We start from the raw sequence: 22,757 nt of genomic DNA, 5'->3' as shown, positions 1-22,757 counted from the left end.
GTCGAATGCCATCCATGACTGCCCCCAAGCGCCTCACCGAGCGTAAACGCGACGCCATCGTGGCGGCGGCGATTGCCGAATTTCGCGAGAACGGTTTCGAGGTCACCAGCATGGACAGAGTTGCCGCCACCGCCGGCGTTTCCAAGCGCACGGTGTACAACCACTTTCCCAGCAAGGAAGAGCTGTTCGCCGAGATCCTGAGCCAACTGTGGGCCAGTAGCGTTGCCCAACTGGACGTGAACTACGCCAGCGACCAGCCGCTGCGCGATCAACTGCGCAAGTTGCTGGAAGCAAAAATGAAGATGATGTCGGACGCCAACTTCCTCGACCTGGCGCGCGTGGCCATTGCTGCCACCATCCATTCGCCCGAACGTGCGCAAGATATGGTCAATCGCCTCAGCGCACGGGAAGAAGGTTTTACCCAATGGGTGCGCGCCGCCCAGGAAGACGGCCGCCTCAACTGTACCGATCCAGCTTTCGCGGCTCACCAGATCCAGAGCCTGCTCAAGGCCTTTGCCTTCTGGCCGCAAATCACGCTCGGCCAGCCCACCCTCGATGTGGCCGCCCAGGCCAACGTCATCGAATCTGCAATCGACCTGTTCCTCGCCGGCTACGAAGTGCGCACCCCACCCCTGTATTAGGACCTGTTGCCGGGGCGACATTAAAGGTCGCTTTTGGCGCATTCACCCGCTGTTTTGCGCAAATGGCCTGAAAGGACACTGATTATTCCTACGGGAATAATCGACAATATTGGCCGCTATTATCCGATCATCGACGCCGACCGTTGACGCACGCTGTCGCATCTGCAAAAAACAGCTGACCCAGGACACTATGGAAAACAGACGAGGCAAAGGGCTTTCATTTGCCAGACGTATCTACAAGCCAAGGATCATCGGCCTGGGTATCGGTAGCATCAGCGTAATCGGCGCGTTGTATCCCTTGTCAATGCCAGGCTGGGTATGGGCGTTGTTGTTGTTCAATGGCCTTGCCTGGCCGCACGTGGCTTATCTGATCTCGACCCATTCGCCGTTTCCCTATCAGGCCGAACGGCGCAATCTGCTGTATGACTCATTGTCGGGCGGTTTCTGGGCAGCGGCCACCCAGTTTTCGCCACTGACGGCCGTCACCATTCTGTCGATGATGGCCATGAATAACGTCGCTGCCGGTGGCACACACTTGCTCCTGCATGGGCTGCTCGCACAAGCCGCCGGCATCGCGATAGCCTGGAGCCTGTTCGGGGTCAAGTTCGATTCCAGCGTCAGCCTTTCCGAGGTCTACACCTGCTTGCCGATGCTGACGCTCTACCCGATGGCCATCGGCATGGTCTGTTATCAGTTGGCAATCAAACTGTCGCAACATAAACGCGCCCTCAGCGCCCTGAGCCGTATCGACAGCCTGACCGGCCTACTCAACCATGGCTCATGGAAAGACCTGCTGAACCTCAAGTTCCATAAGTGTCAACAGCAACAAAGCCAGGCGACCATTGCCCTGATCGATATCGACCACTTCAAGCGCATCAACGATATGCACGGCCATACCGTCGGGGATGCGGTACTGCGCCAGTTGAGCCAGGAATTACGCCAGCACCTGCGCGAAGAAGACCTCGCCGGCCGCTACGGAGGTGACGAGTTCTGTGTGATCCTTCCGAAAATGCCCTTGCAAGATGCTGCAGGACTCATGGAACAGATACGCGAAAAATTCAGTAACTACCGCACTGCGCAGATCCCCGAATTACGCGTGAGCCTGAGCATCGGCCTGGCGGATTTTCAACCGGCCTTCAAGGATGCGGTCATGTGGCTCAACGCTGCGGATCGCGCGCTGTACGCTGCCAAGAACAGCGGCCGCAACCGCGTCAGGACCAGCGATCGAAGATCGCCTGTTCAGCCGCAGTTGTCTGATAACACCTCGTCCGAATCTTCGTCGGCGAGCCTGCCGCAATAGCATAATGCCGCCATTGGTCGGCTACCCGAAAATGCCCCTGCTCAAGCAGCGAACTTCTGGACCGGCCGATCACTCTGAACCCCTTGTTCCACCCCCTCTGTCAGCATCAGGAAGCTGGCAATGAGCAAGTCAACCGTAAGGCCTGGGGCCCTACGGGGTCAGGCGCAAATACATGGATACCGCATATGCTTGCATGCCCGAGCCCTCTAACATGCTATTTAACACCCACAAGAAAACCATCAGCACCCTGCAACACAGCATTGCCCAACAGGCCAGCCTGCTGGATGCCATCGAGCGCTCCATGGCCGTCATCGAATTCGACCTGCAAGGCACTGTGCTGCGGGCCAATGAGAACTTCTTCAAGACCATGGGTTACCGCGCAGAACAGGTCCTGGGCCAGTCCCACCGGATGTTCTGCACCCCGGCGTTCACCCGCAGCGCCGAGTACAACCAACTGTGGACGCAGCTGCGCAACGGCCAATTTCAGTCAGGCACCTTTGAGCGGGTGGGTGCCAACGGTGATTCGGTGTGGCTGGAAGCCAGCTACAACCCGGTACGCGATGAAGCCGGTCACGTGACCAAAGTGGTGAAGTACGCCATGGATGTCACCCCACGCCTGCAAGCTGAAAGTGAAGCCAACGCCAAGCTGCAAGCCATCGACCGCGCCATGGCGATGATCGAGTTCAACCTCGATGGCACCATTATCACAGCCAACGCAAACTTCCTGCAGCGCATGGGGTACAGCCTGGCGCAGATCCAGGGCAAGCATCACCGCCTGTTCTGCACACCCGAACTGGCCAACAGTGCAGCCTACAGCGAGTTCTGGAAACGCTTGAACCAGGGCGAGCTGTTCAATGGCCAGTTCGAGCGGGTGGATAAAAACGGCCAGGTGGTGTGGCTGGAAGCCAACTACAACCCGGTGTACGACGCCAGCGGGCGCCTGTGCAAAGTGGTGAAGTTCGCCTCCGATGTTACCGCCCGGGTACAACAACATGCCACCGAGGCACAGAGCGCGGCCCAGGCTTATCACCTGTCATTGAGCACCCAGGAGATGGCCGAAAAAGGCGCCGAGGTGATCCAGAAAACCGCCACCGGTATGCGCGAAATTGCTCGGGATATCGACACATCCTCGCAACTGATCGCCAAGCTCGGCGAGCGCTCGCAGCAGATCACCGCCATCGTCAACACCATTCGCGGCATCGCCGACCAGACCAACCTGCTGGCTCTCAACGCCGCCATCGAAGCCGCACGCGCCGGCGAGCAGGGCCGTGGCTTTGCCGTGGTTGCCGATGAAGTGCGGCAGCTGGCGGCGCGCACCAGCGGCTCCACCGCCGAAATTTCCGGCATGATCGCCATGATCCAGGACGAAACCCGCCAAGCCATCGACAGCATGGACGCCACCCGCGACCGTGCCGCCCACGGCGTAGAACTGGCCAACCAGGCGGGCACAGTGATCCTGCAGATTCGCGAAGGCACCGGCGAAGCGGTCCAGGCGGTGAGCGCGTTCGCCAACGACCGGGGCAATCGCTGACCGGTTCTTCATGTCGGTGGCTGGTGGGCTCGGTCTATAGTGTTGGTTGTCTTTACGCTAAGCACTCGAGCCCGCCATGACCCCAGACAAACCCGAATCCGCCCCCACTGACCACTTGCGTTTCCACCGTGGTCACGCGCACCTGGCGCCGACCTTTGGCAACGACACCTTTGCCCTCAAAGCCGAGGCCTTCGCACGCTTTTTTGGTACCCCGACCTTTCTGGGCGCACAAACCGCGATCGTCGTGTTGTGGGTGGTGCTGAATATGACCGGCGTCACCCACTTCGACGTCTACCCGTTCATCCTGCTCAACCTGGCCTTCAGCCTGCAATCGGCTTATGCCGCGCCGCTGATCCTGCTGGCCCAGACGCGCCAGGCTGCGCGGGATAAAGCTCAGTCCGACGCCGACGCACAGCATCGCGAAGCCCTCGCCACCGCCAACACCGAACGCCAGGCCCAGGCGGCCCAGACCACCAAGCAATTGATGGAACTGCTGGAGCAGAATACCCGGCTGACGGAAATGACCAAGCAACTGACCGAGCGCATCGAGACCCTGACGTGCGAAATGCATGCACAGTTTGTGCGTAAAGCCTAATCTCGCAGCCCGCGCACATGCCGCCCCAGTTCATCAAACAGCGTCACCACCGAGCGCAACGCCCGGCAATCAGGCCGCGTCAACAGCCACAGCGCGGTGTCGTACCCTACCAATGCAGGGCTCAGTGCTTGCAAGCCTTCGCCCATTAGAAAATCCGGCAACGCCGCCACACCCAGCCCGGCGCGCACCAGTTCAGTCACCGACTGCATGCTGTTGCAGCAATAACTGGGACGCACGCCTGGCAATTGTTCACGGCGCCAGACTACCGTGGGGTGGTCGGGCAAAAAGTCGTCCGGAGCGATCCAGGCCAGGTCGGCCAGCGCCTGGCCTGCATGCCGATGAGCATAGTCGGCACTGGCATACACTTGGTACGCCACAGTCCCCAGGCAACGTCCGACCAGATGCTCCGGCGGTTTGCTGGTCAGGCGCAGGGCAATATCCGCATCACGACGGCTGAGGTTGGCGAAGTCATTGGACGTGCTCAGTTCCAGGACCAGTGCTGGATAGGCCGGCATGAACTGCGCCAGGGCCGGCAGCAGTAACCCTTGCAACACCGAGTCGGTGCAGGTCAAGCGCACGGTGCCGCTGATCACTTCTCCACCCTGCTCCACACCAATGCGCGCTGCCTCCAATGCGAGTTCTGCGCGTTCGGCCTGTTGCGCCAGGTTGCTCGCCAGGCTGGTGGGCAAGTATCCGGCGCGGCTTTTTTCAAATAAGGTCTGGCCCAGGGCCGACTCCAACCGCCGCACCGCACGGAACACCGTGGACACGTCCACCCGCAGCAACGCTGCCGCCCGCGCCAGGGTGCCGCCACGCACCAGGGCAAGGATCAATGACAGGTCGGGGTAGTCAAGTTGATAGTGCGTGGCTGCATTGAGCATGTGCGTAAATGCCAATATTGATTGCGCAAACGCCAATTTATAGTGGGTATCAGCACACCACAAGCCATGGGACATACACGATGACAGCCCCCGCCCTGCACCTCGCCCTGATCGGCGACTACAATCCTGATGTGATCGCCCACCGGGCTATCCCGCTGGCGCTACAGCAGGCCGCTGCCGCCCTGGGTCTGAGCGCCCAGGTACAATGGCTCGACACCGACACACTCACCTGCACCTCTGCCCTGCACGGTTTTGACGGCTTCTGGTGCGTCCCCGCCAGCCCCTACCGCGACACCGAGGGCGCGCTGCGGGCAATCCGTTTTGCTCGCGAGCAAAGACGCCCTTTTCTCGGCACATGCGGTGGTTTTCAACATGCTGTATTGGAATATGCCCGCAACGTACTGGGTTGGGCCGATGCAGAGCATGGCGAGTTGGCTCCAGACGCTGAACGCGCCGTCATCACGCCACTGAGCTGCTCCCTGGTAGAAGTGAACGACACCGTGCGCCTGGCCCCTTACACCCGTATTGCCCAAGCCTACGCCAGCGTGGATATCCACGAAGGCTATCGATGCCGCTACGGCATCAACCCCACGTTTGCTGGTGCACTGCTTGAAGGCAACCTGATTCCCACCGGCCACGATTCAGCGGGCGATCTGCGCGCCGTGGAGTTGCTCGACCATCCGTTCTTCGTCGCCACCCTGTTCCAGCCTGAACGCGCTGCGCTGAACGGCATCACCCCGCCCTTGGCACTGGCCCTGCTCAAGGCGTGTCGAGGGGCATTGGTATGATCGCCAAGACACCGGCCCTGCCTTATTACGCGGTGATTTTCAGCTCACTGCGTACCGATGGCGACCAGGGTTATGGCGAGGCCGCCTCGCGGATGCTGGCACTGGCGGCGGAACAACCTGGGTTTCTCGGGGTGGAGTCCGCGCGAGAAGATGGGTTGGGGATCACAGTGTCCTACTGGACCAGCGAAGCGGCGATCCTGGCCTGGAAACAGCAGGCCGAGCATCGGCAGGCGCGTGAGCGAGGGCGGGCCACTTGGTACACCGCGTTTCACACGCGGGTATGCAAGGTAGAGCGGGCGTACACCTACCCTCGTTGAAACACTAACCCTCATTTGCCCCTCACCGACCAGAAAAAAGCTGCGGGCTAGCTCACCAAACTGCGCAACGCACTGATCTGCGGGATCTCCACCCGGCGCATATACACCCGCAACGGTTCGGTGATGTTGATGCGGTCATCGATGTTCTGGTCCAGCAGCAACTGTATGCGTTCGCGGCACAGGGTCATGGTGTGGTCGGCGGCCGGTAGCCAGACGAATTCGGCAGTGGGGATGATGCCGTCATCGGCCACGTCCATGCCGAAGGCATCTTCGCTGAAACGCACGATGTACTGGCCGGTCTTGCGATTGAGGCCGACAAAACCCTGGAGTTGGTCGGCGGCCTGGCAGATAAGTTCTGAAGTGATGCGCATGGTAAACCTCACTGAAAAGTCCCATCGGGACTGGAAAGATGGTTTACACGCGTGGCAAAAAATACTGCCCTCTGACGGGGCAGCTATGGCCAAGAATACTGCAATGCAGCACAAAAAAACCGACAAAATTGGCTCGCGCGCACGTTAATGTCGGTTTGGTGATAGCGCCTTTCGCAATCAATTGTTAAAAAGGACACCTTCTCAAAGTTACCTCCACGAAAGGACTTCGCATATGCCTGTCACGTTTACCAAGAGCGCCTTGCTGCTGGCGTTGATGCTCGGCCTTGGCCAGGCACAGGCTGCCGACCCGGTCAGCCCGGCTGAATTGGCGACAAACGAAGGCATACCCTACCCTGCCGTGATCGCTCACCGTGGCGCCTCCTACGACGCACCTGAATCCACCGCCGCCGCCTACAAGGTGGCACGCGACCTGGGGGCCGACTACCTGGAACTGGACCTGCAACGCAGCAAGGACGGCGTGCTGTTTGCCCTGCACGACAACAACCTGCAGCGCACCACCGACGTGGCCACCAAGTTCCCCGAGCGCAAAGACGCGCCTGCCAACGAGTTCACCTGGAAAGAACTGCAAACCCTCGACGCCGGCAGCTGGTTCAACGCCGCCTACCCGGACCGCGCGCGCCCAGGCTTCGTTGGCCTGAAGATCCTGAGCCTGGACGACATCATCAAGATCGCCGAAGGCAACCCCTCGCACAAACCCGGCCTGTACATCGAAACCAAGGAGCCCAAGCAGTTCCCGGGGATCGAAGCCGACCTGAAAAACAAGCTGCTGGACAAGGGCTGGCTGAGTTCCGCCGGCTCCAAGCTGGGCAAAAGCAACACCGGCGTCGGCCAAGGCCGTGGCCGCGTGGTGCTGCAAACCTTTGAAGTTGCAAGCCTGCAAGAGTTGCAGAAAGAAATGCCCAACACCCCGAAGATCCTGCTGTTGTGGGTCGGCGAAGGCAGCATCGAACCCAAATCCAAAGTCACCTTCGCCGAATCCGGTGAACCGACCAAGGCCGCCTACTACGCCAAGCAAGAACCGAAGGACGCCGCCGAATTTGAAAAATGGGTCGACCAGGCCAAAAGCCTTGGCGCCATCGGCACCGGCCCGTCGGCTGAGCTGACCGACCACGGCGACCAGAGCTACACCGATCTGGTGAAACCTGAAATGAACAAGCTGACCCACGACAAGGGCCTGTTGGTGCATGTATACACCGTGGATGAGCCGGTGGATTTCGAGAAAGTCATGAAGGCCGGCGTCGATGGCATCTTCACCAACCGTGCCGCCGAGCTGCTGAAGTTCTACAAACGCTGGCCGTCGTCCAGCGTTCAGGACCTGCTCAACGACCATAAGTACTAAGGGCATTGGTGTCAGTGAGCCATTAAGGATGAGTTAAGTTGCGCCGGTTAATCTGGCGCCACTTAAACAGCTCAACCCAAGAAGGACACACACCATGAAAACCTTGACCGCTTTGTTCGCCGCCACTGCCTTGACCCTGACTGCCGGCCTGGCGCAGGCGGATGTTCGTCCAGACCAGATTCCTAGCCTGCTCAAGTCTGGCGCCGTGATGCCTTTCGACAAACTCAACGCTGCCGCATTGGACAAGCACGCGGGCGCCACTATCAATGACACCGAGTTGGACCACAACAATAGCGGCGTCCTGGTCTACGAAGTTGAACTGACCGACACTGCCGGCAAGCAATTCGAAGTGAAGCTCGACGCCAAAACTGGCGCAGTGCTCGCAGACAAGCTCGACACTTGAGTCGAATCTCCCAAAAAACGCGCCACCTTCGGGTGGCGCGTTTTTTTATGCGCGACACCCAACCGTCACATAACCGTCATCCCACCTTGCAATGATTCGCGCCTGAGTGCCTATGAAACGTCCTACAGGCCCTTTCCCTGCGAGCCGCCATGAACCACAGCATCGACCACGCCCATCAGGACCCCGACCTGTTTGGCCTGCTTTACGGTTTCCGCTTTCGCCCCGGCGAAAAAGGCCAGCAAATTGACTCAGCCACCGCCCTCGCCGCCTTGCAGCAACCACAAGATCCGGAAGAGTTTCTGTGGCTGCACTTGAACCTCGCCCACGCTGCGTGCGAGCGCTGGATGCAGGCGCATTTGTCGCTGCCGGAAGAGTTTTTTGAAGCTTTGCATGAGGGCTCACGCTCTACACGCATCGAGCATGTGGACTCGGCCTTGTTGGCGGTGGTCAACGATGTGGTGTTCAACTTCAGCAGCATGGTGTCGTCGGATATTTCCACGCTGTGGGTGTGCGCGCGCAGCCGCTTGCTGATCAGTGCGCGCCTGCAACCACTGCATTCGGTAGACAAATTGCGCTCGTCGGTAAAAGCCGGTGAACACTTTCGCTCGCCTCTGGAACTGCTGGTGCATTTACTGCGCGACCAAGGCGAAGTGCTGACCCAGATCGTGCGCAAGACCAGTATCAGCGTCGACCATATCGAAGATCAGTTGCTGTCCTCACGCCTGTCTACCAACCGCGCCGAACTGGGCGCTGCACGCCGCGTATTGGTGCGCCTGCAACGCCTGCTGGCGCTGGAGCCAGGCTCGTTGTTACGCCTGCTCAACCGTCCGCCGCACTGGCTGCAAAAGGAAGACGTGAAGGAGTTGCGCAAATCCACCGAGGAGTTTGCGTTGATCATCAACGACCTGACGGCCCTGGGCGAACGCATCAAGCTGTTGCAGGAGGAAATCGCCGCCAACCTCAATGAGCAAAGCAACCGCACGTTATTCACCCTTACTGTGGTGACAGTGCTGGCGTTGCCGATCAATATCATTGCCGGTTTTTTTGGCATGAACGTGGGTGGAGTGCCGCTGTCACAGGACCCGGAAGGCTTCTGGATATTAGTGGCGCTGGTGGCGACCTTTACCTTGATTGCCGGGCGGTGGGCCTTCCGAAAACGCAAAGACTACTGACCTGAAATGCGGTCAAAACGTGGGAGGGGGCTTGCTCCCGATAGCGGTAGTCAGTCAATAATTTATTAACTGACACTCCGCCATCGGGAGCAAGCCCCCTCCCACATTGGTTCTTCTGCGTTTGGTAGACCGGCGGTGCACTCGATTTCCGAAAACACTGACCTGCCGCAGCATCGCTGTAATATTTTGCAATGATCATTAAGGCCATCCTCCTCACACTGGATGCTCCGGCATGGCCACCCCTTCCCTGACTGCCTCCCCCCACGCTTCACCCTCCTCCCAACCCCGGCTGGACACAAAACCAGGCTTGTTGACGGTGATCATGTTCTTCGCCGTACTTGCCATGGGTCTGTTGTTCACCGCTTACAGCCTGATGCACGATATGCACGAAATGGGCGCCCAGCTCACTACCTGGACGCCGTTCCTGTTGCTCGGCGTGGCGCTGTTAATCGCCCTGGGGTTTGAATTCGTCAACGGCTTCCATGACACCGCCAATGCGGTGGCGACGGTGATCTACACCAACTCGCTGCCACCGCATTTTGCGGTGGTGTGGTCGGGCTTCTTCAACTTCCTCGGCGTGTTGCTTTCCAGTGGCGCGGTGGCATTCGGCATCATCGCCTTGCTGCCGGTGGAGCTGATTTTGCAGGTGGGATCATCGGCCGGGTTCGCCATGATTTTCGCCCTGTTGATCGCCGCGATCCTGTGGAACCTGGGCACCTGGTGGCTGGGGCTGCCGGCCTCGTCGTCCCACACCCTGATCGGCTCGATCATCGGCGTAGGCGTGGCCAATGCTCTGATGCACGGACGTGACGGCACCAGCGGTGTGGATTGGAGCCAGGCGATCAAGATCGGTTATGCCTTGTTGCTGTCGCCGCTGATTGGCTTTGCGTTTGCCGCCTTGCTGTTGCTGGCCCTGCGCGCCTTTGTCAAAAACCGTGCGCTGTATAAGGCGCCCAAAGGCGACACGCCGCCGCCCTGGTGGATTCGCGGGATGCTGATTGTTACTTGCACCGGCGTGTCGTTCGCCCACGGTTCCAACGATGGGCAAAAGGGCATGGGCCTGATCATGCTGATCCTGGTGGGCACCTTGCCGATGGCCTACGCGCTGAACCGCACCATGCCTGCCGATCAGTCGCTGCAATTTGCCGCCGTCGCTGAAGTGACCCAGGCTGCCTTGGTCAAAGCAGCGCCGCAGCCGGCACCGGGCGATTCACGTGCAACCTTGTCGACCTACGTTCGCACCAAAGAGGCCACGCCGGAACTGGTGCCCGCACTCGCCGCCATCACCGGCCATATCGGCGAAGAAGTGAAAAGCTATGGTTCCCTCGCCGCCGTACCGGCCGAAGCCGTCGGCAACGTGCGTAACGACATGTACCTGACCAGCGAAACCATTCGCCTGATGGACAAAGACAAGGTCGGCAACTTCGACGCCGACACCCAGGGCAAGCTTCAACTGTTCAAGCAACAGATCGACAACGCCACGCGCTTTATCCCGCTGTGGGTGAAGATCGCCGTGGCCATTGCCCTTGGCCTGGGCACCATGGTCGGCTGGAAGCGCATCGTGGTGACGGTGGGCGAAAAAATCGGCAAGACTCACCTGACTTACGCTCAAGGCGCTTCAGCCGAAACGGTGGCGATGCTGACCATCGGCGCGGCGGATATGTTCGGGCTGCCGGTGTCGACCACCCATGTATTGTCCTCGGGTGTAGCCGGGACCATGGTCGCCAATGGCGGGGGGTTGCAGATGAAGACCATCCGCAATTTGTTGATGGCGTGGGTGTTGACCTTGCCGGCGGCGATATTGCTGTCGGGTAGCCTCTACTGGCTTTTTACCCAATTGTTCTGACACACAGAAAATCAAAATGTGGGAGCAAGCCCCCTCCCACATTCGGTTTTGTGTTTCTTCAGGGTGTGAAGAGTCCGGCCATGGCCTTCAGGCGCTTTTTGTAGACCCGCCGCGCCTCCAGCGCTTGCTCCAATGTCACCGCCACGAACCCCGCTCGCTGATTGGGCTGCATCTGCCCGATCAAGTCCAGGTCGGCGCTGATCACCGTGCCGATCATCGCGTAGCCACCGCCCGACACCGCATCGCGATGCAGCACAATCGGTTCCAACCCCGCCGGTACCTGAATCGAACCAATCGGGTAGCAACTGTCGACGATGTTGGAGGGGTCGGAGCCCGCGCCAAACGGCTGTTCCCGCGGCTGGAAGCTCAATGCGCTGCCGCCCTTGAAGCGATAGCCGATGCGATCAGCCTCGGAGCCCACCGTCCACGGCTCGGCAAAAAAGCTGCTTTTTGCCGCGTCGGTCAAGCGCTCGTAGTACAGCCCCGGCACTACGCGCAACGTGACATCACCGCCCACCGAACGACGCAACGCCATCGGCAAGCTGTTGCCCGCACGCCCCGCACCGCTGGCCGTGCCGATAGGCAACAGATCGCCCTCCTGCAAGCGCCGCCCGTGAAACCCACCGAGAGCACCAAGGGTGTAGGTGGAGCGGCTGCCAAGCACCAACGGCACGTCGATGCCCCCGGCAACGGCGAGGTAAGTCCGCGCGCCGGCCACGGGAAACTCGAAGCGCAGCACCTGCCCGGCACGCACGCTAAAGGCGGTGTCCTGATGCACCACTTCACCGTCCAGGCGCGGCGACATCAAGGCGCCGCTCAGCGCTATAAGCGCGTCTTGCTGGAACTCCAGCTCAGGCCCGATCAGCGTGCATTCCAGGCCAGCCGCGCCCACGGGATTGCCGACCAGATGGTTGGCTGCACTCAGCGCGTATTGGTCCAGCGCCCCCGATGGCGGAATGCCCAGGTGGTAATAGCCTTCGCGGCCCAGGTCCTGCACGGAGGTGGCGAGGCCGGGTTTGAGCACCTTGATCATGCCAGCGCCTCCTGCAGGGTTTGCGGATAGCCAATGGGATCGGCGAGAAAGGCATCGAGGGAAAATTCCACCGGGCGAATGCGCAAATCGAAACGCCCGGCTTCCACTTCGGTGACGGCCAGGTCGTAAGCCTCCCGGTCCATCGGCTTGAACTGCACAATGTCGCCAGGACGGAAGAACACCATGTGCTCCTTGAGGTAGGCCAACTGCTGCTGCGGGTCGTAGATCGGTGCCGGGGTCACGCCGAACATCTGGTAACCGCCGGCACCGCGAACCGAATAGATACACCCAAAGCAGCCGCCATGGCCCAGGGTCAGTTTCGGCGTGTCGGTGCGCGGCCGCAGGTACTTGGGCACCTGCAATTGCCGGTCGCGCTCGACCATCTGGAACATGAACGGCAGCCCCGCGACAAAGCCGACCATCGACACAAACCAGGGTGCGCCACTGTGGGCGGCGATAAACGCGTCCACGTCGGCCAGGCCGTTGATACGGGCGGCGTATTCCAGGTCAGTGCCGCCGGGGTCCTGGTGGCGGTCACGAAAACGCATCAGGGTTTCGTGGGTCCAGGGGTCGTTATAGAGCACCGGGATCTCGATGATGCGCGTGTGCAGCGTGCGCTCGGCCACCGCCTGGGCTTCGGCGCTTTGCACCGCGTCGAGCAGCACGTGAGGCGCGATGCGGTCGGGGTCGAAGCGAATCTGGAAGGATGCATTGGCCAGGCACACATCCAGCACGCCTTCCAGCGCCAGGCGTTCCACGGCGCGGGTCACCGCCATGCCCTTGAAAAAAGCCTCCAGGGACATGCTGTCGCTGACCTCGGCAAACAGGTGTTCATCACCGCCGAAGCTGTAGCGGATGGGGGACGTTTCAGCCATGTCTGTTCCTCTTGGAATCATTGTAGAAAGGCAGGCAAAAAAGTGAGGTAAGGCTCTTATTGGGGGGGCCGGACTTCGATACCGGCCTGATCCAACGCTTCGCGGGTGGCTTGCACCAAGTCCAGGGCGCCAGGGGTATCGCTGTGCAGGCAGATGGAATCGAATTCAATCACCAGGTCTTCGCCTTCTACGGTACGTACCCGCCCGCTCTGACAAGCGCGCAGGACACGGGCCGCAACAGTGGCTGCGTCCAGGGCACGCACATTGCGGGTGAACACGATGGAGCCGCTCAGATCGTACTCACGGTCGGCATAGAACTCGCGCACGACCGGCTGCCCCAGCTCCCTGGCAATGCGCCAGATCACCGAATTGGGCATGCAGTACAACAACAGCGTCGGCTCAATGATTTGCAGGTTTTGCACCAATAGCCGCGCAGCCTCTTCATCGCGGGCCAGGTGCATGTAGAGCGCGCCGTGGGGCTTGATGTGTTGCAAGGTCACGCCTTGGGCACGAGCCATTTCACGCAGCGCGCCAAGCTGGTAGAGCATATCGTCCACCAGCTCCTGGGCCGATGCATGGATATGCCGACGACCGAAGCCCACCAGGTCGCGAAAACCCGGGTGAGCGCCGATGGCCACGCCCAATTGCTTGGCGCGCCCAACAGTGCGGCGCATGGTGCCAGGGTCGCCGGCGTGAAAGCCGGTGGCGATATTGGCCGAGCTGATGTGAGCCATCAGCTCTGCGTCGACGCCGTCGCCGATAGTCCAGGGGCCGAAGCTTTCGCCCATGTCCGAATTGAAATCCACTGCCCGCATCAAGGTTGCTCCGCCATAAGTGATGCCAGGAAAGTAGGCTGGGGCTTGACCCCTTGGGAAGATCTATTATCAGATGACCCATCTTCTGAAAATCAGATACCGACCATGTCCCTTACCTTGCGCCAGGTTCGCTACTTCGTCGCCACCGCTGAAATCGGCCAGATTTCCCAGGCGGCGATTCACCTGAACATTTCCCAGTCGGCGGTGACCACGGCGATCAAGGAGCTGGAAGCCATGCTCGGCGTACAGTTGTTCGTGCGCTCGGCCCAGGGCATGAACCTCACCGACGCCGGTCGGCATTTTCTCAACCGCGCCTATGTGATTGTGCGCAGCGTAGAAGACGCCCTGAACAGCCCGCTGCCGGATTACCGCGCCAGCGGCGTGTTGCGGGTGGCGGCGAGCTACACCGTGCTGGGTTATTTCCTGCCGCACCATTTGCAGCGCATGGAGCATTGGCATCCGGACGTGACCATCGAGGTGTTCGAGCAGGAACGTCAGGCCATCGAACAGGGCCTGCTCGATGGCCAGTTCGACATGGCCGTGGTGCTTACCGCCAACCTCACCCACGCGGATATCGTCTCTGAAATCCTGTTCAACTCCGAACGCCGCCTGTGGCTGCCCAGCCATCACCCATTGTGTGAACGCGGCGCCGTCAGCCTAGCGGACGTGGCGCAAGAGCCCTACATCCTGCTGACCGTCGATGAAGCCGAACACAGTGCCATGCGCTATTGGGAACAGGCCGGGCAAACCCCCAGGGTGCGGCTGCGCACCAGCTCGGTGGAAGCGGTGCGCAGCATGGTTGCCAATGGCAGCGGCGTGGCGATTCTGTCGGACCTGGTGCACCGGCCCTGGTCGCTGGAAGGCAAGCGCATCGAAACCCTGACCGTCACCGACCCGGTCACGCCCATGAGCGTCGGCCTGGCCTGGCACCGCGAGCGCGCGTTTACCCCGGCGATGCAAGCCTTCCGCGATTACTTCCACGATGCGTTCCTGGCGCCGCAGCAGTTGTCGGCGCGCCGTTAAAGGTGGGCTTGCAGGGTGGCGGTCAACCAGTCCATGAACACCCGCACCCGCAGCGGTAAATGCCGCTGGCCGGCGTACAGTAAATACACGTCCAGAGGCGGTGCCTGGTAATCCGGCAGCACGGCTACCAACTCGCCACTGGCCAATAAATCGCGAATCCCGAGTTGGGGCACTTGGGTAATGCCAAAACCTGCCAGGCACGCCGACTGATACGCATCGGTGCTGTTGACGGTCACCCTTCCTGCCATCGGCAACCGTTGCACCTTGTTGCCCACCAGGTACTCGAACCCTGCCGAGCGTGCGCCCAGGGGCCGCACGTAATGCACCAATTGGTGATTCGCCAGGTCAGCCAATGTCGCAGGCATGCCGTAACGGTGCAGATACGCCGGGCTCACGCAGTTGACCATCGGCATGCTGCACACCCGTCGCGCCACCACTGTTTGGTCTGGCTGGGCACCGACGCGCACGACGCAATCAAATCCTTCGGCGATCAGGTCCACCTGGCGGTCCGAGCCGCTGATCTCGATGTCGATCAGGGGATGGCGCGTCATGAACGTGGGCAAATTCGGCACGATCAAACCCCGCGCCATGACATTGGGCATATCCACCCGTATGCGCCCGGCCAGTTGGGTTTCATCCTGGCGAAACAACCCTTCCAGTTCTTCCATATGCGCCAGCAGATCCTTGCTGCGCTCATACAACACACGCCCGTCTTGGGTCGCCTGCACCTTGCGCGTGGTGCGTTGCAACAGCCGTGCGCCGAGCAACTCCTCCAACGCCTGCACATGCTCGGATACCGTAGAGCGTGGCAAACCCAGGCTTTGGCCGGCCTGGGTAAAACTCGATAACTCAGTGACGCGTACGAAGGTGCGCAGCAGCTCAAGCTTGTTCATTGGATTGTTCGCCTTATCCGGCCAGTGATTCCGATATCAGCCTGTTTATCACGTCATGACCGGACAAATACACTCAGTTCCACTAACTATCACTGAGGACTGCACCATGACCCGTAAAATCGCACTCATCACCGGCGCTAGCCGTGGCCTGGGCAAAAGCGCTGCGCTGCACCTGGCTGCGCAAGGCGTAGACATTATCGGCACCTACCACAGCGCCGCAGGCGAGGCCCAAGCCGTAGTTGCCCAAGTGGAGGCATTGGGTGGCCGCGCCGCCATGCTGCAACTGGACGTCAGCCAAAGCGCAAGCTTCGATGGGTTCGTCGGCCAGGTCGGCGCGCTGCTCAAGGATGTTTTCGCTCAGGATCATTTCAACTTTCTGATCAATAACGCAGGCATCGCTGCCCACGCCAGCTTCGCCGAGACCACCGAAGCCCAGTTCGACCAGTTGGTGGCGATCCACGTCAAGGCGCCGTTTTTTCTCACGCAAAAACTGCTGCCGTTGATCAGCGATGGCGGACGCATCATCAACATTTCCAGCGGCCTGGCGCGGTTCAGCCTGCCGGGGTATGCAGCCTATGCGTCGATGAAGGGAGCGGTCGAAGTGCTGTCGCGCTACCAGGCCAAAGAGCTGGGCCCACGCGGTATTACCGTGAACACCCTGGCACCGGGCGCGATTGCCACCGACTTCGGCGGCGGCGCGGTGCGCGACAACAGCGATGTGAATGCCATGGTCGCCAATAACACGGCCCTGGGCCGCGCCGGTTTGCCGGACGACATTGGCGGTGCGATTTCGACATTGCTGGCCGATGGCAGCCATTGGATCACCGGCCAGCGGATCGAGGCGTCGGGCGGGATGTTCCTGTAGGCGCCCACCTACAGGGCTACTGGGGTTTTACCGACGATTTTCTCGCGCAACACGTCATAACCCCAGTGGTACACATAGGTGTACGGCAGGAAGAACAGCAGCACACCAATGTCGAGGATGAACGCCTCCAACAGGCTGATCTTCATCAAGGTCGCAATCAACGGCACTGCCAGCAGGATCAGGCCGCCCTCGAACAGCAGCGCGTGCAGCACCCGGGTCCAGCCACTGTTGGCCAGTTGCAGGTGTGTTTTGAGGCGGTCGAACAGGCTGTTGAAAACCACGTTCCAGCTCAGGGCCAACAGGCTGATGCCCAGGGTCACTGCGCCCATCTCCAGTGCCGGCCTGCCGGTGATCCAAACCAGCAGCGGCGTACAGATCAACAAGGCCAACCCTTCAAAACCCAGGGCTTGGAAAACACGTTCAGTAATCGACTTGGTAGGGTTCATGACCCGGCTCCGTGAATGACGATGGTTGCCATGATCAGGTTTTGTCTCGATACTTCATAACCAATAACCATCGACCAAGGCGATAGTATGGCCTCCCACGAAGTGCTCCAGGCGTTTGTCCAGGCCGCCACCCAAGGCTCGTTTTCCGCCGCTGCGCGCAAGCTGGGCAAAAGCCAGTCGACTGTCAGCGCGGCGGTGGCCAGCCTTGAGATTGACCTGGACGTTGTGCTGTTTGATCGCAGCAGCCGCAAACCCACCTTGACTGCGGCGGGACAGGTACTGCTGCAACGGGCCGAACAGGTGCTGGAGGCCAGCAGTCGCCTGGAGTTGGCCGCCAGTCAGCTATCCCAAGGGTTGGAGCCGAAGTTGAGTATCGCCATGTCCGATACTTACCAATCGGATCGATTCGAAATCGCCCTCACAGCCTTCGAGCAACGCTATCCGGACCTTGAGCTGGAATGCCTGATCGCCGAATGCGAAGACCTGATCGCGCTGGTACAAAGCGGCCGGGCACAGATTGCGTTTATCGAGAAACAAGAGATTTACCCGCCGGATCTGACCTTCTCCTGCGTGGAAGAACGTACTGAAATCGCGCTGTTCGTTTCGCCTGAACACCCGTTGGCTGGCCTGGACAGGGTGCTCCCGCACGTCTTGCAGCAACACCGGGAGCTGCGGCTGGCGAGCATCATCAACCCCAATGAAAGCCGCAGCACTCAGCGTGTGTGGTCGGCACCGAGTTACCTGATGTTGATGGAGATGGCGCAACTGGGTTTTGGCTGGGCACCGATTCCACGCTGGCTGGTGGAACGTTTTGGCGGCAATCAGCTGGTTGAACTCAAGGTTCGCAGCTGGCCGCGCTCGGTGGCGGTGGATGCTCTATGGTCGCGCCAACACCCACCGGGGCCTGCTGGGAGTTGGTTGCTGGGCAAGATGCTCGACTGAGCCCCTCCCATATTTGGATAGTCATTGTCTGGGGGAATTGAGTTCGGCGAGGCGGCGCATGATGAAGCGCTTTTCCGGGGTTTGTTGGGTCAGCGACAGAGCTTTTTCGTAAGCTGCACGGGCCTCTTCAACCCGTCCCAACTGCCGGCAAAACTCCCCGCGGGCCGAATGCGCCAAGTGGTAATCGTGCAAGTCACCGCGTTGCAAAATGCCCTCCACCAGCGCCAAACCCGCCAGTGCCCCCTGCTCCATCGCCACCGCAACTGCCCGGTTCAATTCGATCACCGGCGAGGGTACCGCTCTGAGCAGTACATCGTAGAGCCCGATAATCTGTCGCCAATCGGTTTCCCCTGCGTTAGGCGCCTCGGCGTGCACCGCCGCAATCGCCGCCTGCAAGCAATAGGGCCCGAAGCGCCGGGTGCTCAGCGCCTGCTCCACCAGGTTGCAGCCTTCAGCTATCAACGATGTATCCCACAGCCCACGGTCCTGAGCATCCAGCAGCACCAGTTCGCCGTTGGCCGAGGTGCGTGCGGGCCTTCGCGACTCATGCAACAGCATCAACGCCAACAAGCCCATCACCTCCGGCTCCGGCAGCAATTGCATCAGCAAACGGCACAGGCGAATGGCCTCCAGGGTCAAGTCTGCACAGGTCAGGTCCGCCCCAGTGGAGGCCGTGTAGCCCTCGTTGAACACCAGGTAAATCACGCGCAACACGCTGTCCAATCGCTCGGGCAATTCGGCTCGGGACGGCACTTGGTAAGGAATTTTCGCATCGCGGATCTTGCCCTTGGCGCGCACGATGCGCTGGGCGATGGTGGCAGGTGTGGCCAGGAACGCGTGGGCGATTTGCTCGGTGCTGAGGTCGCAGATCTCACGCAGGGTCAGCGCGGCCTGGGCATCAGGGGCCAGCGCCGGATGGCAGCAGGTGAAGATCAGGCGCAGGCGGTCATCTTCCACGTCGTCATCGCTCCAGTCAGCTGCTTGCAGCGTGTCGGCCTGCTCTTGCAGCAACGGGGTAAACCGCGCCTGGCGGCGCAGGCGGTCGATGGCTTTGAAGCGGCCGGTCGATACCAGCCAGGCTCGTGGGTTATCCGGTATGCCGTCCTCGGGCCAGCGCTGCACGGCGACAAAAAACGCCTCGTGCAACGCCTCCTCGGCCAGGTCGAAATCACCCAGCACGCGAATCAGCGTGGCAAGCACACGCCGTGACTCGCTGCGGTAGATGGCTTCGACCTGACCACTGAGCGTCATTGCGGCACGTTCAGTTCGCGCACCGGGCGCACTTCCACACTGCCGACTCGGGCCGCCGGAATGTCACCTGCCACCTGGATCGCTTCGTTAAGGTCCCTGGCGTCGATCAGGTAGAACCCGGCGAGCTGCTCTTTGGTTTCGGCAAACGGCCCGTCGGTGATCGACAACTTGCCATTGCGCATACGCACGGTGGTGGCGGTGGCCACCGGCTCCAGCGGCTCGGCGGCCAGCATCCGCCCGCTGGCCTGGATGGCCTGGGCATAGGCGAAACACTCCGAGTCGTGGGGGCTGTCGGGCGAGGTGTGCAGCACCTGTTCGTCGCTGTAGATCAGGCACAGGTATTTCATGGCGTTCTCCGTGTTCGGATGACTGACTATAGTTCGCGGCGCTCAGGGTTGTAGATCGAACAACGCTGTGCCGCTTTGCATATCAAAGGGCGCCGACCAGTGTTCATGCACCACCTTCCATTGGCCATTGATGCGCTGGTACCCGGCGGTCACGCGCATCCAGCAGGCTTTCACCTCACCATCGGGCCCGGCACCGCCGCAGTGGGCCAGCCAGTGAGCGAACGCGCTGTCTGGAGCTTGGACGATATGCAGTTCATGAAACTCGAAGATACCGGGGCCGGGGCAATGCTTCATGCATTCTTCCCAGTGTGCGCGGTAGGCAGCCCTGCCTTTGAATTGCAAAGCGGTTACGGCATCGAACGAGACGATATCGTCGGCGTAAAAGCTGACAATCTTGTCGATATCGCGACTGACGACAGCGTGTTTCCATTGCTCGATCAGGTGGTTGATGGCAGTGCTCATGGCGATGACTCCTTGGGGTGGAAAATCACGTAGGTCACCCTTAGTCGAATGGCCGTCGCACCAATCGACACACCTCGGAAAAATAATTTCCCATACCTCAAACCCGATAAACTGCGCCCTTATTTGCAACCGTTCGGATAGCCCGATGCAAACCCGCCTTGTTGCCTACGAGGCGCTCAACCCTGTGCAACAACAGCAAGTGAGCGCCATCGAAGTTCATCCTGAACAATTGCCGTTTTGCGGGGATATGTACTGCGCCCTTAATACCTTGCTGGCCAACCCAAGCCCTGGGGTCAAGGGCTTTGCGTTTTTAGCCAACGACATTCCCGTCGCCTTCCTCCTGCTCAAGCGCCCACCGTGCCTGCCCCATTGGGCCGATGAACACAGCGCCACGCTGCATGCGTTGCAAGTAGATCGGCATCGGCAAGGGCGTGGGTTCGGCAAAGCGTGTTTGCAGGCGCTGCCGGCCATGGCGCTTGAGACGTGGCCGCAGATCAAAGGGTTGGAGTTGTCTGTGGACACGCACAACCTGGCGGCGATGGGGCTGTATCTCGGGGCGGGATGGGTGGACAGCGGCGAGGCCTACAAGGGACGGGTCGGGTATGAGCGCCGGTTGCGCTGGATATTCAGTTCATAACGGTAATGTCACGTAAACAGGACTTTCACGCGTGCCTGTCGTGTTTACGTGACATCGAATGCGCAGTCAGCCCCGCTCTCCAACCGGTAGCCAGATTTCCACCGTCCCCGTGCCCTTCTTCCCATCGAAATCCGCGCTATAGCGCTCGAAATCCGCCCCCATCACCTTGTAGCCCGAATGCGGCAGCCATTCGAACATGATGCGTTCGTAGGTTTGCTCAAGTGCCTGCACCGGCCCGTAATGCGCGAACACGGCATAGTTGAGCGGCGGGATTTCGATGAACTCGAAATTGCTGGGCACATCGCCCTTGGCCGGGACTTCAACCCCCGCCATGTAATCGAATTCGCCTTGATGGGGGTTGTGGCATACCCCATAGGTCACCCCACCCACGCGCTTCTTGATGTCCTTGATACAGGTGTCGAACAACTCCCACAACCGTGGGATATCACCCACGGTGGCCTTCGAATACCGCCCTTGCACACCGGCGATCACCAGCGCTTTGCCGGCTTCCATGCGTGGCTCCAACGGTTGTTTTGTCTGCTGATCCATACGAACAGTCTCCTTCTTATGAGGGAACAAACCCGCAACGAGTATAGGGGCATATCCGCGCCACACTCCATGTAGAAATTTTTCCTACGCATCTGGACAACTTGCCATCATCGCCCGTATTGTCTGCCTCGCAGGCCACCGCAGTGGCCGACGTCGCTCGGACGGTTCCGGGCGCTTACGTACTCTCGAGGCAACAATGGCCGACCAAGGTTCGCCGCGCCGCTTTGCGCGCATAGATCGACTCCCCCCTTACGTTTTCAATATCACTGCCGAGCTGAAGATGGCTGCGCGTCGGCGCGGCGAAGACATCATCGACTTGAGCATGGGTAACCCCGACGGCCCCACGCCACCGCACATTGTGGAAAAAATGGTCACCGTCGCCCAGCGTGAAGACACCCACGGCTACTCCACCTCCAAAGGCATTCCACGCCTGCGCCGGGCGATTTCGCGCTGGTACAAGGACCGTTATGAAGTGGATATCGACCCCGAGTCGGAAGCCATCGTCACCATCGGTTCCAAAGAGGGTCTGGCGCACCTGATGCTGGCCACCCTGGACCAGGGTGACACCGTGCTGGTGCCCAACCCCAGCTACCCGATTCACATCTACGGTGCGGTGATTGCCGGTGCCCAGGTACGCTCAGTGCCGCTGGTGCCGGGCGTGGACTTTTTCGCCGAGCTGGAACGGGCAATTCGCGGCTCGATCCCCAAGCCAAAGATGATGATCCTGGGCTTCCCGTCCAACCCCACTGCGCAGTGCGTGGAGCTGGATTTCTTCGAGCGAGTGATCGCCCTGGCCAAGCAATACGACGTGCTGGTGGTGCACGACCTGGCCTACGCCGATATCGTCTACGACGGCTGGAAAGCCCCCTCGATCATGCAGGTACCCGGCGCCAAGGACATCGCAGTGGAGTTTTTCACCCTGTCCAAGAGCTACAACATGGCCGGCTGGCGCATCGGGTTCATGGTGGGCAACCCCGAACTGGTCAACGCCCTGGCGCGGATCAAGAGCTACCACGACTACGGCACCTTCACACCGCTGCAAGTCGCAGCGATTGCTGCGCTGGAAGGCGATCAGCAGTGCGTCAAAGACATCGCCGAGCAGTACCGCCAGCGCCGCAATGTGCTGGTCAAGGGCTTGCATGAGCTGGGCTGGATGGTGGAGAACCCCAAGGCGTCGATGTACGTCTGGGCAAAAATCCCCGAACAGTATGCCGCCATGGGCTCGCTGGAATTTGCCAAGAAGTTGCTGCTGGAGGCGAAGGTGTGTGTGTCGCCTGGGATCGGTTTTGGCGAGTATGGCGATGATCACGTACGCTTTGCGCTGATCGAGAACCAGGACCGGATTCGCCAGGCGGTGCGCGGGATTCGCGGGATGTTCAGGGCGGATGGGTTGGTCAGCAAAGCCTGACCTGAT

General features: G+C 60.4%; 26 protein-coding genes. 15 read left to right on the top strand and 11 right to left on the bottom strand.

Annotated elements, in window-relative coordinates:
* The first annotated feature begins 14 nt into the window (after nucleotides 1-14).
* From QMK52_RS13905 to QMK52_RS13890, 4 genes are all read left to right on the top strand, one after another.
* Nucleotides 15-641, top strand: a complete 627-nt coding sequence (locus QMK52_RS13905; RefSeq protein ID WP_005790662.1) for a TetR/AcrR family transcriptional regulator — start codon at nucleotides 15-17, stop codon at nucleotides 639-641.
* A 190-nt stretch (nucleotides 642-831) separates the two neighbouring features.
* Nucleotides 832-1,941 (top strand): diguanylate cyclase, encoded by a 1,110-nt coding sequence (locus QMK52_RS13900; protein WP_320402987.1) that lies wholly within the window; start codon nucleotides 832-834, stop codon nucleotides 1,939-1,941.
* Nucleotides 1,942-2,152: 211 nt separating this feature from the next.
* Nucleotides 2,153-3,472 carry a methyl-accepting chemotaxis protein gene (locus tag QMK52_RS13895; protein ID WP_005790667.1) on the top strand — a complete coding sequence of 440 codons (1,320 nt, stop codon included), beginning with the start codon at nucleotides 2,153-2,155 and terminating at the stop codon, nucleotides 3,470-3,472.
* A gap of 76 nt (nucleotides 3,473-3,548) precedes the next feature.
* Nucleotides 3,549-4,067 carry a DUF1003 domain-containing protein gene (locus tag QMK52_RS13890; RefSeq protein WP_005790669.1) on the top strand — a complete coding sequence of 173 codons (519 nt, stop codon included), beginning with the start codon at nucleotides 3,549-3,551 and terminating at the stop codon, nucleotides 4,065-4,067.
* Here the strand turns inward: QMK52_RS13890 and QMK52_RS13885 are convergent.
* Nucleotides 4,064-4,948, bottom strand: coding sequence for a LysR family transcriptional regulator (locus QMK52_RS13885; RefSeq protein WP_194438999.1), 885 nt, complete (start codon nucleotides 4,946-4,948; stop codon nucleotides 4,064-4,066). The genes QMK52_RS13890 and QMK52_RS13885 overlap by 4 nt on opposite strands.
* A gap of 80 nt (nucleotides 4,949-5,028) precedes the next feature.
* Between QMK52_RS13885 and QMK52_RS13880 the strand changes: the two genes are divergently transcribed.
* Nucleotides 5,029-5,736 carry a CTP synthase gene (locus QMK52_RS13880; protein WP_320402986.1) on the top strand — a complete coding sequence of 236 codons (708 nt, stop codon included), beginning with the start codon at nucleotides 5,029-5,031 and terminating at the stop codon, nucleotides 5,734-5,736.
* Nucleotides 5,733-6,053 (top strand): antibiotic biosynthesis monooxygenase family protein, encoded by a 321-nt coding sequence (locus tag QMK52_RS13875; RefSeq protein WP_194439001.1) that lies wholly within the window; start codon nucleotides 5,733-5,735, stop codon nucleotides 6,051-6,053. Before QMK52_RS13880 ends, QMK52_RS13875 begins: the two co-directional genes overlap by 4 nt.
* A gap of 47 nt (nucleotides 6,054-6,100) precedes the next feature.
* Here the strand turns inward: QMK52_RS13875 and QMK52_RS13870 are convergent, their stop codons facing one another.
* Entirely contained in the window at nucleotides 6,101-6,424 is a 324-nt protein-coding gene (locus QMK52_RS13870) for a DUF2025 family protein (RefSeq protein WP_005790675.1), read from the bottom strand.
* 232 nt (nucleotides 6,425-6,656) lie between these two features.
* On the opposite strand from QMK52_RS13870, the gene QMK52_RS13865 reads away from it, so the two are divergent.
* From QMK52_RS13865 to QMK52_RS13850, 4 genes are all read left to right on the top strand, one after another.
* Nucleotides 6,657-7,784, top strand: a complete 1,128-nt coding sequence (locus QMK52_RS13865) for a glycerophosphodiester phosphodiesterase (protein WP_005790676.1) — start codon at nucleotides 6,657-6,659, stop codon at nucleotides 7,782-7,784.
* 94 nt (nucleotides 7,785-7,878) lie between these two features.
* A complete protein-coding gene (locus QMK52_RS13860) occupies nucleotides 7,879-8,187 on the top strand; it encodes a PepSY domain-containing protein (protein WP_005790677.1) in 309 nt (102 codons plus the stop codon).
* Nucleotides 8,188-8,336: 149 nt separating this feature from the next.
* Entirely contained in the window at nucleotides 8,337-9,359 is a 1,023-nt protein-coding gene (locus QMK52_RS13855; RefSeq protein ID WP_005790679.1) for a transporter, read from the top strand.
* A 232-nt stretch (nucleotides 9,360-9,591) separates the two neighbouring features.
* Entirely contained in the window at nucleotides 9,592-11,205 is a 1,614-nt protein-coding gene (locus QMK52_RS13850) for an inorganic phosphate transporter (protein ID WP_320402985.1), read from the top strand.
* Nucleotides 11,206-11,263: 58 nt separating this feature from the next.
* Here QMK52_RS13850 and QMK52_RS13845 read toward each other — a convergent pair whose 3' ends face one another.
* The 3 genes from QMK52_RS13845 to QMK52_RS13835 are packed head-to-tail and all read right to left on the bottom strand — an operon-like array spanning nucleotide 11,264 to nucleotide 13,928.
* Nucleotides 11,264-12,238 (bottom strand): biotin-dependent carboxyltransferase family protein, encoded by a 975-nt coding sequence (locus QMK52_RS13845; protein WP_194439003.1) that lies wholly within the window; start codon nucleotides 12,236-12,238, stop codon nucleotides 11,264-11,266.
* A complete protein-coding gene (locus QMK52_RS13840) occupies nucleotides 12,235-13,113 on the bottom strand; it encodes an allophanate hydrolase subunit 1 (RefSeq protein ID WP_320404185.1) in 879 nt (292 codons plus the stop codon). Before QMK52_RS13840 ends, QMK52_RS13845 begins: the two co-directional genes overlap by 4 nt.
* Before the next feature lie 56 nt (nucleotides 13,114-13,169).
* A complete protein-coding gene (locus tag QMK52_RS13835) occupies nucleotides 13,170-13,928 on the bottom strand; it encodes a 5-oxoprolinase subunit PxpA (RefSeq protein WP_320404184.1) in 759 nt (252 codons plus the stop codon).
* Between the two features lie 105 nt (nucleotides 13,929-14,033).
* Between QMK52_RS13835 and QMK52_RS13830 the strand changes: the two genes are divergently transcribed.
* Nucleotides 14,034-14,951: a LysR family transcriptional regulator gene (locus QMK52_RS13830; RefSeq protein WP_005790687.1), complete on the top strand. Its 918-nt coding sequence runs from the start codon at nucleotides 14,034-14,036 to the stop codon at nucleotides 14,949-14,951.
* On the opposite strand, the gene QMK52_RS13825 is transcribed toward QMK52_RS13830, so the two are convergent.
* Nucleotides 14,948-15,844 (bottom strand): LysR family transcriptional regulator, encoded by an 897-nt coding sequence (locus QMK52_RS13825; protein ID WP_005790688.1) that lies wholly within the window; start codon nucleotides 15,842-15,844, stop codon nucleotides 14,948-14,950. The genes QMK52_RS13830 and QMK52_RS13825 overlap by 4 nt on opposite strands.
* A gap of 106 nt (nucleotides 15,845-15,950) precedes the next feature.
* Here QMK52_RS13825 and QMK52_RS13820 point away from each other — a divergent pair, with 106 nt between their 5' ends.
* A complete protein-coding gene (locus QMK52_RS13820; RefSeq protein WP_005790690.1) occupies nucleotides 15,951-16,709 on the top strand; it encodes an SDR family NAD(P)-dependent oxidoreductase in 759 nt (252 codons plus the stop codon).
* A gap of 8 nt (nucleotides 16,710-16,717) precedes the next feature.
* Here the strand turns inward: QMK52_RS13820 and QMK52_RS13815 are convergent, their stop codons facing one another.
* A complete protein-coding gene (locus tag QMK52_RS13815) occupies nucleotides 16,718-17,155 on the bottom strand; it encodes a multidrug/biocide efflux PACE transporter (RefSeq protein ID WP_005790692.1) in 438 nt (145 codons plus the stop codon).
* An 87-nt stretch (nucleotides 17,156-17,242) separates the two neighbouring features.
* Between QMK52_RS13815 and QMK52_RS13810 the strand changes: the two genes are divergently transcribed.
* Nucleotides 17,243-18,097: a LysR family transcriptional regulator gene (locus tag QMK52_RS13810; RefSeq protein ID WP_005790694.1), complete on the top strand. Its 855-nt coding sequence runs from the start codon at nucleotides 17,243-17,245 to the stop codon at nucleotides 18,095-18,097.
* A 21-nt stretch (nucleotides 18,098-18,118) separates the two neighbouring features.
* Here the strand turns inward: QMK52_RS13810 and QMK52_RS13805 are convergent, their stop codons facing one another.
* Genes QMK52_RS13805 through QMK52_RS13795 form a run of 3 tightly spaced genes read right to left on the bottom strand, consistent with a single transcriptional unit; the run spans nucleotide 18,119 to nucleotide 20,157 of the window.
* Nucleotides 18,119-19,348: an RNA polymerase sigma factor gene (locus QMK52_RS13805; RefSeq protein WP_320404183.1), complete on the bottom strand. Its 1,230-nt coding sequence runs from the start codon at nucleotides 19,346-19,348 to the stop codon at nucleotides 18,119-18,121.
* Nucleotides 19,345-19,695 carry a YciI family protein gene (locus QMK52_RS13800; protein WP_320404182.1) on the bottom strand — a complete coding sequence of 117 codons (351 nt, stop codon included), beginning with the start codon at nucleotides 19,693-19,695 and terminating at the stop codon, nucleotides 19,345-19,347. Before QMK52_RS13800 ends, QMK52_RS13805 begins: the two co-directional genes overlap by 4 nt.
* 42 nt (nucleotides 19,696-19,737) lie before the next feature.
* Nucleotides 19,738-20,157 carry a YybH family protein gene (locus tag QMK52_RS13795; RefSeq protein ID WP_005790700.1) on the bottom strand — a complete coding sequence of 140 codons (420 nt, stop codon included), beginning with the start codon at nucleotides 20,155-20,157 and terminating at the stop codon, nucleotides 19,738-19,740.
* 145 nt (nucleotides 20,158-20,302) lie between these two features.
* Here QMK52_RS13795 and QMK52_RS13790 point away from each other — a divergent pair, with 145 nt between their 5' ends.
* A complete protein-coding gene (locus tag QMK52_RS13790) occupies nucleotides 20,303-20,794 on the top strand; it encodes a GNAT family N-acetyltransferase (protein ID WP_194439010.1) in 492 nt (163 codons plus the stop codon).
* Nucleotides 20,795-20,860: 66 nt separating this feature from the next.
* Here the strand turns inward: QMK52_RS13790 and QMK52_RS13785 are convergent, their stop codons facing one another.
* A complete protein-coding gene (locus QMK52_RS13785) occupies nucleotides 20,861-21,343 on the bottom strand; it encodes a GyrI-like domain-containing protein (protein WP_320404181.1) in 483 nt (160 codons plus the stop codon).
* A 196-nt stretch (nucleotides 21,344-21,539) separates the two neighbouring features.
* Here QMK52_RS13785 and alaC point away from each other — a divergent pair, with 196 nt between their 5' ends.
* The gene (gene alaC, locus QMK52_RS13780; protein ID WP_320404180.1) at nucleotides 21,540-22,751 is read left to right on the top strand and encodes an alanine transaminase; all 1,212 of its coding nucleotides are present in this window, start codon (nucleotides 21,540-21,542) and stop codon (nucleotides 22,749-22,751) included.
* The last annotated feature ends 6 nt before the right edge of the window (nucleotides 22,752-22,757 follow it).

The sequence above is a fragment of the Pseudomonas sp. P9_2 genome (assembly GCF_034008255.1).
Classification (GTDB): Bacteria; Pseudomonadota; Gammaproteobacteria; order Pseudomonadales; family Pseudomonadaceae; genus Aquipseudomonas; species Aquipseudomonas synxantha_A.
This window is presented reverse-complemented; position numbering and strand designations above follow the sequence as displayed.

Excerpts from the sequence above, each read along its gene's own strand:
- QMK52_RS13905 (WP_005790662.1), top strand. The coding sequence starts at position 15 with ATGACTGCCCCCAAGCGCCTCACCGAGCGTAAACGCGACGCCATCGTG.
- QMK52_RS13900 (WP_320402987.1), top strand. The coding sequence starts at position 832 with ATGGAAAACAGACGAGGCAAAGGGCTTTCATTTGCCAGACGTATCTAC.
- QMK52_RS13895 (WP_005790667.1), top strand. The coding sequence starts at position 2,153 with ATGCTATTTAACACCCACAAGAAAACCATCAGCACCCTGCAACACAGC.
- QMK52_RS13890 (WP_005790669.1), top strand. The coding sequence starts at position 3,549 with ATGACCCCAGACAAACCCGAATCCGCCCCCACTGACCACTTGCGTTTC.
- QMK52_RS13885 (WP_194438999.1), bottom strand. The coding sequence starts at position 4,948 with ATGCTCAATGCAGCCACGCACTATCAACTTGACTACCCCGACCTGTCA.
- QMK52_RS13880 (WP_320402986.1), top strand. The coding sequence starts at position 5,029 with ATGACAGCCCCCGCCCTGCACCTCGCCCTGATCGGCGACTACAATCCT.
- QMK52_RS13875 (WP_194439001.1), top strand. The coding sequence starts at position 5,733 with ATGATCGCCAAGACACCGGCCCTGCCTTATTACGCGGTGATTTTCAGC.
- QMK52_RS13870 (WP_005790675.1), bottom strand. The coding sequence starts at position 6,424 with ATGCGCATCACTTCAGAACTTATCTGCCAGGCCGCCGACCAACTCCAG.
- QMK52_RS13865 (WP_005790676.1), top strand. The coding sequence starts at position 6,657 with ATGCCTGTCACGTTTACCAAGAGCGCCTTGCTGCTGGCGTTGATGCTC.
- QMK52_RS13860 (WP_005790677.1), top strand. The coding sequence starts at position 7,879 with ATGAAAACCTTGACCGCTTTGTTCGCCGCCACTGCCTTGACCCTGACT.
- QMK52_RS13855 (WP_005790679.1), top strand. The coding sequence starts at position 8,337 with ATGAACCACAGCATCGACCACGCCCATCAGGACCCCGACCTGTTTGGC.
- QMK52_RS13850 (WP_320402985.1), top strand. The coding sequence starts at position 9,592 with ATGGCCACCCCTTCCCTGACTGCCTCCCCCCACGCTTCACCCTCCTCC.
- QMK52_RS13845 (WP_194439003.1), bottom strand. The coding sequence starts at position 12,238 with ATGATCAAGGTGCTCAAACCCGGCCTCGCCACCTCCGTGCAGGACCTG.
- QMK52_RS13840 (WP_320404185.1), bottom strand. The coding sequence starts at position 13,113 with ATGGCTGAAACGTCCCCCATCCGCTACAGCTTCGGCGGTGATGAACAC.
- QMK52_RS13835 (WP_320404184.1), bottom strand. The coding sequence starts at position 13,928 with ATGCGGGCAGTGGATTTCAATTCGGACATGGGCGAAAGCTTCGGCCCC.
- QMK52_RS13830 (WP_005790687.1), top strand. The coding sequence starts at position 14,034 with ATGTCCCTTACCTTGCGCCAGGTTCGCTACTTCGTCGCCACCGCTGAA.
- QMK52_RS13825 (WP_005790688.1), bottom strand. The coding sequence starts at position 15,844 with ATGAACAAGCTTGAGCTGCTGCGCACCTTCGTACGCGTCACTGAGTTA.
- QMK52_RS13820 (WP_005790690.1), top strand. The coding sequence starts at position 15,951 with ATGACCCGTAAAATCGCACTCATCACCGGCGCTAGCCGTGGCCTGGGC.
- QMK52_RS13815 (WP_005790692.1), bottom strand. The coding sequence starts at position 17,155 with ATGAACCCTACCAAGTCGATTACTGAACGTGTTTTCCAAGCCCTGGGT.
- QMK52_RS13810 (WP_005790694.1), top strand. The coding sequence starts at position 17,243 with ATGGCCTCCCACGAAGTGCTCCAGGCGTTTGTCCAGGCCGCCACCCAA.
- QMK52_RS13805 (WP_320404183.1), bottom strand. The coding sequence starts at position 19,348 with ATGACGCTCAGTGGTCAGGTCGAAGCCATCTACCGCAGCGAGTCACGG.
- QMK52_RS13800 (WP_320404182.1), bottom strand. The coding sequence starts at position 19,695 with ATGAAATACCTGTGCCTGATCTACAGCGACGAACAGGTGCTGCACACC.
- QMK52_RS13795 (WP_005790700.1), bottom strand. The coding sequence starts at position 20,157 with ATGAGCACTGCCATCAACCACCTGATCGAGCAATGGAAACACGCTGTC.
- QMK52_RS13790 (WP_194439010.1), top strand. The coding sequence starts at position 20,303 with ATGCAAACCCGCCTTGTTGCCTACGAGGCGCTCAACCCTGTGCAACAA.
- QMK52_RS13785 (WP_320404181.1), bottom strand. The coding sequence starts at position 21,343 with ATGGATCAGCAGACAAAACAACCGTTGGAGCCACGCATGGAAGCCGGC.
- alaC (WP_320404180.1), top strand. The coding sequence starts at position 21,540 with ATGGCCGACCAAGGTTCGCCGCGCCGCTTTGCGCGCATAGATCGACTC.